This is a genomic window from Ferroglobus sp. (genome assembly GCF_015521575.1).
Lineage (GTDB): Archaea > Halobacteriota > Archaeoglobi > Archaeoglobales > Archaeoglobaceae > Ferroglobus.
Map to the genome: position 1 here is coordinate 1 of NZ_WANY01000204.1, position 8,657 is coordinate 8,657.

14 protein-coding genes and 1 pseudogene are annotated in these 8,657 nt (G+C 43.7%); 1 reads left to right on the plus strand and 14 read right to left on the minus strand.

Annotated elements, in window-relative coordinates:
* The 8 genes from F7C14_RS08025 to rpoE form a co-directional block, all read right to left on the minus strand.
* Window positions 1–620: hypothetical protein (locus tag F7C14_RS08025; RefSeq protein WP_290901675.1), on the minus strand; the 620-nt coding region annotated here is incomplete at its 3' end.
* Window positions 621–636: 16 nt separating this feature from the next.
* Window positions 637–1,215: a Kae1-associated kinase Bud32 gene (locus F7C14_RS08030; RefSeq protein ID WP_290901676.1), complete on the minus strand. Its 579-nt coding sequence runs from the start codon at window positions 1,213–1,215 to the stop codon at window positions 637–639.
* Window positions 1,209–2,177, minus strand: a complete 969-nt coding sequence (locus F7C14_RS08035; protein WP_290901677.1) for a bifunctional N(6)-L-threonylcarbamoyladenine synthase/serine/threonine protein kinase — start codon at window positions 2,175–2,177, stop codon at window positions 1,209–1,211. The genes F7C14_RS08030 and F7C14_RS08035 overlap by 7 nt, the downstream gene beginning before the upstream one ends.
* Window positions 2,174–2,350: a 30S ribosomal protein S27ae gene (locus tag F7C14_RS08040; protein ID WP_290901678.1), complete on the minus strand. Its 177-nt coding sequence runs from the start codon at window positions 2,348–2,350 to the stop codon at window positions 2,174–2,176. The genes F7C14_RS08035 and F7C14_RS08040 overlap by 4 nt, the downstream gene beginning before the upstream one ends.
* A 2-nt stretch (window positions 2,351–2,352) precedes the next feature.
* Complete coding sequence (locus tag F7C14_RS08045) at window positions 2,353–2,661, minus strand: 30S ribosomal protein S24e (protein ID WP_290901679.1); 309 nt, start codon at window positions 2,659–2,661, stop codon at window positions 2,353–2,355.
* Entirely contained in the window at window positions 2,652–3,215 is a 564-nt protein-coding gene (locus F7C14_RS08050; RefSeq protein WP_290901680.1) for a GTP-dependent dephospho-CoA kinase family protein, read from the minus strand. Before F7C14_RS08050 ends, F7C14_RS08045 begins: the two co-directional genes overlap by 10 nt.
* A gap of 10 nt (window positions 3,216–3,225) precedes the next feature.
* Complete coding sequence (spt4, locus tag F7C14_RS08055; RefSeq protein WP_290901681.1) at window positions 3,226–3,414, minus strand: transcription elongation factor subunit Spt4; 189 nt, start codon at window positions 3,412–3,414, stop codon at window positions 3,226–3,228.
* Window positions 3,411–3,977, minus strand: a complete 567-nt coding sequence (gene rpoE, locus F7C14_RS08060) for a DNA-directed RNA polymerase (RefSeq protein WP_290901682.1) — start codon at window positions 3,975–3,977, stop codon at window positions 3,411–3,413. The genes spt4 and rpoE overlap by 4 nt, the downstream gene beginning before the upstream one ends.
* Window positions 3,978–4,072: 95 nt before the next feature.
* Between rpoE and nth the strand changes: the two are divergent.
* Window positions 4,073–4,687 (plus strand): annotated as a pseudogene (gene nth / locus F7C14_RS08065) (endonuclease III).
* Here nth and nikR read toward each other — a convergent pair.
* The 6 genes from nikR to F7C14_RS08095 form a co-directional block, all read right to left on the minus strand.
* Window positions 4,667–5,077, minus strand: a complete 411-nt coding sequence (nikR, locus tag F7C14_RS08070) for a nickel-responsive transcriptional regulator NikR (protein WP_290901683.1) — start codon at window positions 5,075–5,077, stop codon at window positions 4,667–4,669. The pseudogene nth and the gene nikR sit on opposite strands and share 21 nt — an antisense overlap.
* 55 nt (window positions 5,078–5,132) lie before the next feature.
* Complete coding sequence (locus F7C14_RS08075) at window positions 5,133–5,390, minus strand: SpoVG family protein (protein WP_290901684.1); 258 nt, start codon at window positions 5,388–5,390, stop codon at window positions 5,133–5,135.
* Window positions 5,391–5,467: 77 nt separating this feature from the next.
* Window positions 5,468–6,118 (minus strand): hypothetical protein, encoded by a 651-nt coding sequence (locus tag F7C14_RS08080; RefSeq protein ID WP_290901685.1) that lies wholly within the window; start codon window positions 6,116–6,118, stop codon window positions 5,468–5,470.
* A 1-nt stretch (window position 6,119) separates the two neighbouring features.
* Window positions 6,120–6,404, minus strand: a complete 285-nt coding sequence (locus F7C14_RS08085; protein ID WP_290901686.1) for a NitrOD5 domain-containing protein — start codon at window positions 6,402–6,404, stop codon at window positions 6,120–6,122.
* 4 nt (window positions 6,405–6,408) lie between these two features.
* A complete protein-coding gene (locus F7C14_RS08090; protein ID WP_290901687.1) occupies window positions 6,409–7,737 on the minus strand; it encodes an ATPase domain-containing protein in 1,329 nt (442 codons plus the stop codon).
* A 124-nt stretch (window positions 7,738–7,861) separates the two neighbouring features.
* Window positions 7,862–8,641, minus strand: a complete 780-nt coding sequence (locus F7C14_RS08095; RefSeq protein ID WP_290901688.1) for a sulfite exporter TauE/SafE family protein — start codon at window positions 8,639–8,641, stop codon at window positions 7,862–7,864.
* Window positions 8,642–8,657 lie beyond the last annotated feature (16 nt).

Consider the following 8,657-nt stretch of genomic DNA (forward strand, 5'->3'; position numbering starts at 1 on the left):
AGTATCATTTCCGGCTCGAATTTCTCTATAATGCCGAATGTATCCAAAACTCTTTCAAGGTATTCCTCATCCCCATCAACATCGCTCACCCTCACGCAGATCTTAGTTCCTCCGTCTTCGACGGTGTTGTTCCAGCAAAAGCAAAGGTGTAGAGCATTTCTATCTCCGAAAAGGACATCTCTGTCTCCATCTCCGTGGTGGGCGTCAGTATCTATCAGGGCTATTCTCCTCAATCCAAGCTCCCTCAGTCTAACCAAGGCTGTTCCAGCACAGTTAAGGTAAGTGCCACCCCAAGCGTGATCTCTTCCCGCATGATGTCCGGCGGCAACAGAAAAAACCACCGCGTTACCTCCCTCTTTCCACACGAGCTCGCAAGCCTTCACGACTCCTCCCACTGTGAGCTTCGCCCCTCTGTAGTACCAGTTTTTGCTCTGTTCCTCCAGAAACTTTTCCGTGTGCACTTTTAGCAGAAGACTTTCATCAACTTCCTCTGGCTCCAAAACAACAGCTCCGAGCTTTTTAAATTCTTCAATTAAGCTTTCAAAACCTCTGTATCTGTCCCCAACTATGGGCCAATCCTTCCCAACAAACTCTTTGTGGAAAAAGATATACGTTGCCATGAAAAACGATACTTCTCTACCTTTCTATATACCTTCCCCTCTGCTCTATCTCCTTTAACCTCTCTAAAACCTCTTCGCTTCCACCACTCTCCAAATATCCCTGAAGAAAAGCTTCTTTTAATCTCTCCCAGTTATCGTAGGCTGCTTTTAGTGACTCTATAAAAACGTGCAAATCCACTCCTTTAGCCTCCACCTCGTGACTGTGAAAAGCCAGACCGAAATCTATCACGTAAATTTTTCCCTCCGAGTAAATCATGTTTCTTGGAGTTAGATCTCCGTGAATTATTCCAGCTGAGTGTAGCTTAGCCACTATTTTCCCAACCTCTCTGCAAAGTTCTTCGTTCATTACATCCTTCAACTCATCTCCCCTTATCCTTTCCATGACGATTTTATCGTTCTCTACGTCAAGAATTATCGGCGTCGCCACTCCGGCTTTTCTCGCCTGAGAAATTATTCTCGCCTCAGCTCTCGTTCTCTTCTTTCTTATCTCTTCGTCAAGCTCCCTTATCCTGTATCTCTTTCTCCTCCTTATCTTCTCAACGAAGTCTTCGTAAATCCTCACCTCGGCTTCCCCGCCGAGGTATACCTCTACCATCTAATTTCCACCTCGTCTATTCTGAAGTTCGGTAAAACTCTTGAGTCCTCTATTTTCGTCTCGTAACCATGTTTGTACATCAGCAATCCGGTGTAAGCTATCATTGCTCCGTTGTCACCCATCAACTCCTTCGGAGGAGCGTAGAATTTTGCTCCCCTATCCTCGCACATAATCCTGAGAATTTCCTGCAACCTTTTGTTAGCTCCAACTCCTCCGACTAAAAGCAGTTCGTCAAGCTCAAGAAAAGCCATAGCTCTTTCGGAAACTTCCGCTACCATGGAAAAAGTCGTTTCCTGAAAGCTGTAGGCTATGTCCTCCTTCTTTTCTCCAGCGTCGTAGTACTTTTGTGCAGCGGTAACAACTCCGCTAAAAGATAAATCCATTCCCTTAACCACGTAAGGAAGTTTTAGGTATCTTCTACCCATCTTAGCAAGCTCTTCAATCCTTGGTCCTCCGGGATGTGGTAATCCCATGTACCTCGCTAACTTGTCTATTGCATTGCCCAAACCTATATCGAGCGTTTCTCCGAAAACTCTGTATCTTTTTCCCCTCCTCGCAATTATCTGAGTGTTTCCCCCACTTACGTAAACAGCCACGGGATTGTTTGCTTTCGTCGTCCACTTTCCGACTTCAACGTGAGCGAGGCAATGATTGACTCCGACAAGAGGCTTTCCAAGTTTTAAGGCTAAGGTTCTCGCGGCAGTAGCCACGATCCTAAGGCAAGGACCCAATCCCGGACCCTGAGAAAAAGCTATAAGATCGATCTTCTCCGGATCTATTTTAGAAAAAACTTTCTTCAGAACTTTCCCTATTTCCTCAGAATGGTGCTGCGCCGCTTCTCTCGGATGAATTCCTCCGGAAGGGGGGATATATGGAGAGTTCTCGAGAACTAAAACTTCCTTCTCATTAACTACCCCAACACTTAAATTCCAAGCTGTTCCTTCGATGCCTAAAGCGATCATCTCTTAAATTCGGTGTAACCGCATTTGCCACAAGTTCTTCTATCTTTGTGTTCTGCCATGAAAACTCCTTCTCCACACCTCGGACAGAACTTTCTCGTCCTAACAACTCTGTCTCCTTTAATTTCGTAGTATCTGGAGACAACTTCCTTTCCTTTTCCGCCACCCTTAGCCAAGCTTACTCACCCCCTTCACCTTCACTCTCCTCTTTACCTCCGAAGTTCCTCCTCAAAACGTGTTCCTCCTCGATGCTTCTCATGTCCTCCTCACTATCGTAGATTTTGGCATAGCCAACCGCTTCAGTTTTCCCGAATTCGTTTCTCATCCAGTCGATTACGGTGGTGTTTAAATCGGCGTTTAACAAAGCGGCAAGCTTCTCCCTGACTTCACTCCTCTTCGGCGTGGCTCCGTTGAATGTTATTCTGAAGTACACCTCCCTCCTCTTAAGGAGCGGGTTGTACCTCTCTTTTTCTATTCTCAGCTCCATTTCAACACCTCCTCGATCATTTTCATAACCCTATCGTTTTTTTCGGCTTCAAACTTCTGGAGAAGATTGAGTATTAGAACTTTTTCACCAACTTCATAAGCGGAGATTCCAACGGAGGGAATTCCGTAGAGTATAAGAGAACCAGCCGGCATTATAGCCGCTAAGACGAGAGACGCCAAGTCTTCTTCCCCTTTAATGATGATTGCTGTTCTCTTCCTTCCAAGATTTTTAACAGCCTCAATCAACTTCCCTACCAAATCCTCGCTTATGCAGCTTTGAGGATTTTCAGCCTCCACCTTCTCGTAGTTTTCAAGCAGTTTTGACATCCTCGCCGAAAAATCTTCGCCAAGTTTCTCTCTTTCCGTTTTGTAGTCCAAAACAACAATATCTGGCTTGTATCCGGCTTGAAGCGTGTATAAACTTACCAGATCCCCTATGCAAGCCACGTACTTTGCTTTCCTTAACTCCTCAATTTTTTTAACCAAATCAGCCCCTCTACCTCTGTACACTTTGCCGTAAGGTTTCTGGAGTTCTTCCCTAAGAGACTCCGGCATTCTTAGCATTTCAGCTCACTGTTAAAGCGTACTTTCCGGGATACCTAATTCCAAGTTTTTTCGCTATCTCGCTCTTTTCTGGGTCTATTATCACCAAGTATCCGTACCAGTTTTTCGTGAAATCCCTTCCTCCGCAGATTTTGCAAACGGTGGCTTCACTCGTTATGTATTTGCAAGATTTACAAGCTACTTCCGTCATGCCTTCTCCTCCAGAATCTTCTTGATCTCCTCCTCAAGCCACTTTATTGCTCCAAGCCAGGGCTGACGCATTGTCAATCCTATTTTACTTTTTGTCGGATCCCTCTCCTTCAGGCTGAGAGCAACTATTCTCACCCTCACAGCATCCCCTTCTTCAAGTGATTTCTTCGTCTCCTTCCCTATTAACCTCTTGTTCTTCTCATCGTAAACGATGTAGTCGTCCATTATCTGGCTCATGTGAAGCAATCCGTCCATTGGTCCTATCGAAACAAAGGCTCCGAATTCAACTACTTCCACAACCTCCCCCTCTACAACCTCCTGAAGAAGAGGTTTGAAGGTTATCGCATTGAAAACAACGTCAAAGTAAACTCCACCATCCCCCTCAATTATCCTTCCCTCACCTATTTCCTCTATGCTCTCTATACCAACTATTATCCCACATTCTCTGTCCAGTTTTCCCTCAAACTGCTCCCAGAGAAGTTCGTTAATTACCTCCTCCATATCCTCCCCGAGCCTGTCCGGAGGAACTCTGACGGTGTCCTTAATTTTGACCCTCGCATACATTTAACATCACCGTAAAAGCATGCATAGTTTTTCGGAAACAGTTTTTAAAGGTTATCTTACTTTACCCTGTGAACTGGGAATGGCTTATAAATGTAATGGAAAACGAAGCGAAGAAAAGAAACGCTGCGGTGTTCTGGAAAGAAGAGCGCGATCCATTCAAAATTCTTGTTTCGGCAATTTTAAGCACGAGAACGAGAGACGAGGCAACAATAGAAGCTTCCGAGAGGTTGTTCAGAGTCGTGAAAACTCCGGAAGATCTCGCAAAGATGAAAGTCGAAGAGATAGAGGAACTCATCAGAGGTGTCGGCTTTTACTGAGAAAAAGCTAAAAAGCTGAAAAAGCTCGGAGAGGTTTTTGTCAAAGAGTTCAATTCTAAAGTTCCGGATAAGCTCGAAGATCTTCTAAGCCTTCCGGGAGTAGGGAGAAAGGTTGCGAACGTCGTTTTGGCTGAAGCGTTTGGAAAGGAAGCTATAGCGGTAGACACCCACGTTCACAGGATTTCGAACAGGCTTGGGTTGGTTGAGACGAAAACTCCAGAAGAGACCGAAGAGGAGCTGAAAAAGATAGTTCCAAAAGAGTACTGGAGAAGAGTTAACAAAGCCATGGTAGGCTTCGGACAAACGGTGTGTAAGCCAATAAAACCGAAGTGCAACGAATGCAAGCTGGTAGAGATTTGCAAATACGGAAAATCACTCCTTAAAGGCAGTTAGAAACTTCACAAACCTTACCCCCTTCACCGCAGAGACCTTATCGGAGATTTCCTTAATTCTCTTCATGTCTCCCCTGAGAATTATCATTTCCAAGCATAGATCCCTTTTAAGATGAAGGTGCAAACTTGCGAGAATGATGTCAGAAAACTCGTGCTGTAAGTCGATGAGAGTGTCGCTAACCCCTTTTACTTCATGATCGTAAACAACGTTAAGAACACCGACTGCTTCTCCCTCTTCCCTCTCAAGCCATTTGTACTCGATTATATAGCTCCTTATAGCATCTCTAATCGCCTCACTCCTTGAAGAATAACCTCTTCTTCCGATGATGCTATCAAATTCTTCAAGGAGGTTTTTCGGAAGACTGACACCAATTCTCGTAATTTCCTCCATGAAAAAAACAATCTATAAAAGTTTTAAAAATTTACCGAAAAATCTGAAGAAGGGATTATATCTGGTTCTTGTAAGCTTCCAATACCGCATTCACTATTTTCTCTCTCGCCTCTCTACTCGTCGGATGGAATATGTCCTGATAACTTCCATCTTTCGCCTTCCTACTTGGCATGCTAACCCAAAGCCCGCTTTCTCCTTCTACAATTTTTATTCCCTTCACAACAAACTCGTTGTCCAAACTCACGGACGCGTAGGCTTTAATTACGCCATTTCCTTTCGTCTTATATATTCTTACTTCTGTTATTTCCGCCAAATCCAACTACCTCCGGATTTTTGTTCTCAAAGCATCTGTTTCAGCGTTTATAAACTTTTTGGTTAAATTTTATTGAATCACTCGTAAAAAACGAGTTCACTATTCTCGATCCTATAATGCCACTTTCTGAGATTATACTCAACGAAAATTGTCTTTACAAGAAGTAAATATCTCTCAAAGGTTTCCTCTTTCCTCTCTATACCAAGCCGAGCAACATTAAATGAGAAATTGTTAATTATTTGAATCGTCTTATCGCTCAGAATTTTTGTATTTAAAATTGACACGGTGCTGAGGTCTTCCTTATAGACTTTCAGATTTGTTATCCTCGGATACATTTGAACTAAGTGTTCCTCTCCAAAGATCGCCGTATAATAATCCAGTCCGAGAATTACAACAAGCGATCTTCCCTTGCGATTCTGAATGCTTCTTCCGAGGAGAGCCACTATGGAAGGAGCAGCTCCATCAAGAGTGCCGATTTCCTTTTTACTGTAAACGGGAAGTAAGTTGCACTTATCAATCACGCCATCGTCTCCAACAACTCTTTTGATGTACTCGAAAAACGGTATGTGAGCGTCGAAGAAGGATATCACAAAAACGTTCGTGTAATTTTCGGAAACTAATTTCAGGTAGTTGTAAAGGATCATCTCAACCTCCGTTCCGACCTCATATTCTATTAGCGAAGGCGTAACCTCAAGCGACGACTTCGCAAAGATTTCCAACGGGTTCATTTTATTCCCTCGTTGAGTTTACAGCATCTTCCAAAGTGTTCACGTTCTCTCCCAATTTCAGCTCCTTCTTTATTTCCTGCAAAGCGAGAAGTTCAAGGAGCCGATAGCTGTACTCCCCGAGCATTTTCGTGACTACTTCTTTGAATCTCTTAGGGTCTTCGTAAACGAGTTCGAAACCCCTGCCCGTGTTGTTTCTCAGATGAATCTCCAGAAGCTGCTCAAATCCCGGAGAAGCTTTTTTACAAGCAGTTTTTATCGCTCTGACGATTATCTCTTTTGATCCCATATTCTCACCGAATCTCTATTCCTCGGTCTGTAATCTCGTAGCTATAAACCTTTCGTGAGTGGTTGCTGGCTCTTGTTTTCAGAATTAACAACCTTCTGCTCATAGCCTCCTCTTTTATTTCCGTCCACAGGAGTATTATGTTGTCAGCGAGCGTGCTTAGATTCGTAGCTGGTAGACTTTTCATATCTCCCGCAAGGTTCAAAGTTGTGCATAAAGCAATCTTTTTTCTTTTTACTGTTAGCTGTAGGTATCTAATCATTTTCCTTAATTCTTCCTCGTCCATGTGCTCCTGAATTGATGAAAAGCTGTCGATGAAAACAACCTCGGGCTGAACGTCTTCTATTATCTGGGAAATTTTAACGAAGAACTCCACGGGACTGTGGGCTTCGGGAATTAAGCTCTCTACGACCAAATTGTCCTTAACATCTTCGTAATTTAGCCCGTAATTTCGCATAGCTCTAAGGATGCTTGACTTACTCTCCTCGAATGTTAGGAGCACAGCCCTCTTTCCCTCGGCTGCGTTTTTGTAAGTGAAAAAGATGCCCATTGTGGTTTTCCCCGTTCCCGTATGTCCAGCTATGAGAGTTATCGAACCCTTGTAAAACCCTCCATTAAGTATTTCGTCGAGCTTTTTAATTCCACTACTAACTTTCTCAAAAACGAGCTCCTCCTTTCTTTCGAGCCTCGGAACTTCGAGGAAAATTATCCCTCTGTCCGTGATCGTGTACTCGTACTGGGGCTTCCGTATTCTCTTTCCCCTCATCTTCGGAATCTCAAGAACTCTTCTATAGTGCTCCCCGTATTTAATGTACCTAAACACGAGAACTCCGTCGGCTACAAACTCTTCGACACCAAAACCAAGTTCTTCCTTCCCAACAGGTTTTTCCGCTATGAGTATAGCCGTAGAACCAAAAGCTTTGACGAACCTTCCGATAGATCCATGAAGAAAAGCTCTTACGTTCTCAAATCCAATAGCGGAAGTTATAGCAGTTATTGAGTCGATCACAATCAAGTTCGGCTTGAAATTCTCTATCTCCTTGTAAATAACCTCAAGCTGCGCCTCTATTGCATCTTTGCTTACGGTAAACAAATCGATATACCTGAAGTTCTCGTTATCGAATTTCATTCCGAGTTTTTCCATGTTTGCGTGGAAGTCAGAGGAAGTTTCGTTGAGCGAGACGAACAAAACTTTTCTTCCCTTATTTATTTCCTCGTAAGAGTACGTAGCTGCAAATATCGTTTTTCCAGTGCCGGGCTCCCCAACAAGGAGGACAAGAGACCCTTCAGGAAAACCACCAGGAACTATTTCTTCCTTGAAAAATTTTAGAGTCATAGGCATTTGTGGAATTTCCAACTGTAAAAGCTTTACCATCACAAGATTTTTCGGAGGATGACTAAAAGAAGTAATAAAATGAGAGTAAAGTTATCCCAATCGGAATTTTTGTTTCCGAGCGATTTCACCCAGACTTTACAAAGATAACGGTTAAAGCTGCTACGGCAACGCAAGCAGATATAGCTGACTTCAAAAATTCGGGAGAGCATTTTTTAGACAAATGATAACCAAGAGCCGCTCCGGCAATTCCGGAGGGGACTAAGTAGCTTGCTAAAGCGAAATCGATGTTTCCCAAGTCTGCATGTAGAATTGCCGCCACTCCGGTGAGAAATAGGGAAGTTATGAGATCCGAGCCTACGATCTTGTTCGGCTTCAGGTTGGTTACCATGAGAATCGCAAAGGTCATTAAGGTGCCGCTCCCGATGGAGGTTAATTCAACGAGAACACCCACGAAAAACGCTACGATAACGATTGCCACCTTTTTCCCGTTGCCTTCCTCAAACCTCTCACAATACCTCTCGCAAATTAGGCATTCCGTTTTAAATCGTCTCCTCACGCCGGACAGAATCATGAGTATTGCAACTGAAAAAAGCGTTATTCCGAGGATAGTTGCAAGGCTTTCCGTATTTATTACGCTCATTTTCAACAAAACGTATCCGAAGAACACTCCAAGAATTCCGGCTGGAGCCGTAAGCTTTATTAAAGTTTCATCTATGCTTTTCCCTTTCTTGTACATGGCTGAGGAAAACGCCTTGACGGAGAAGGCGTAAAGAAGATCTGTGCCTATCGCCTTCTCTATTGGCACTCCTAAAAACAGAAGTATCGGCGTCATCAAAGCTCCTCCGCCTATTCCAGTCAGTCCCACAAGCACTCCGACGACGAAGCCAATTAGAGCGAACTCCATCCCCATCACTTAACAC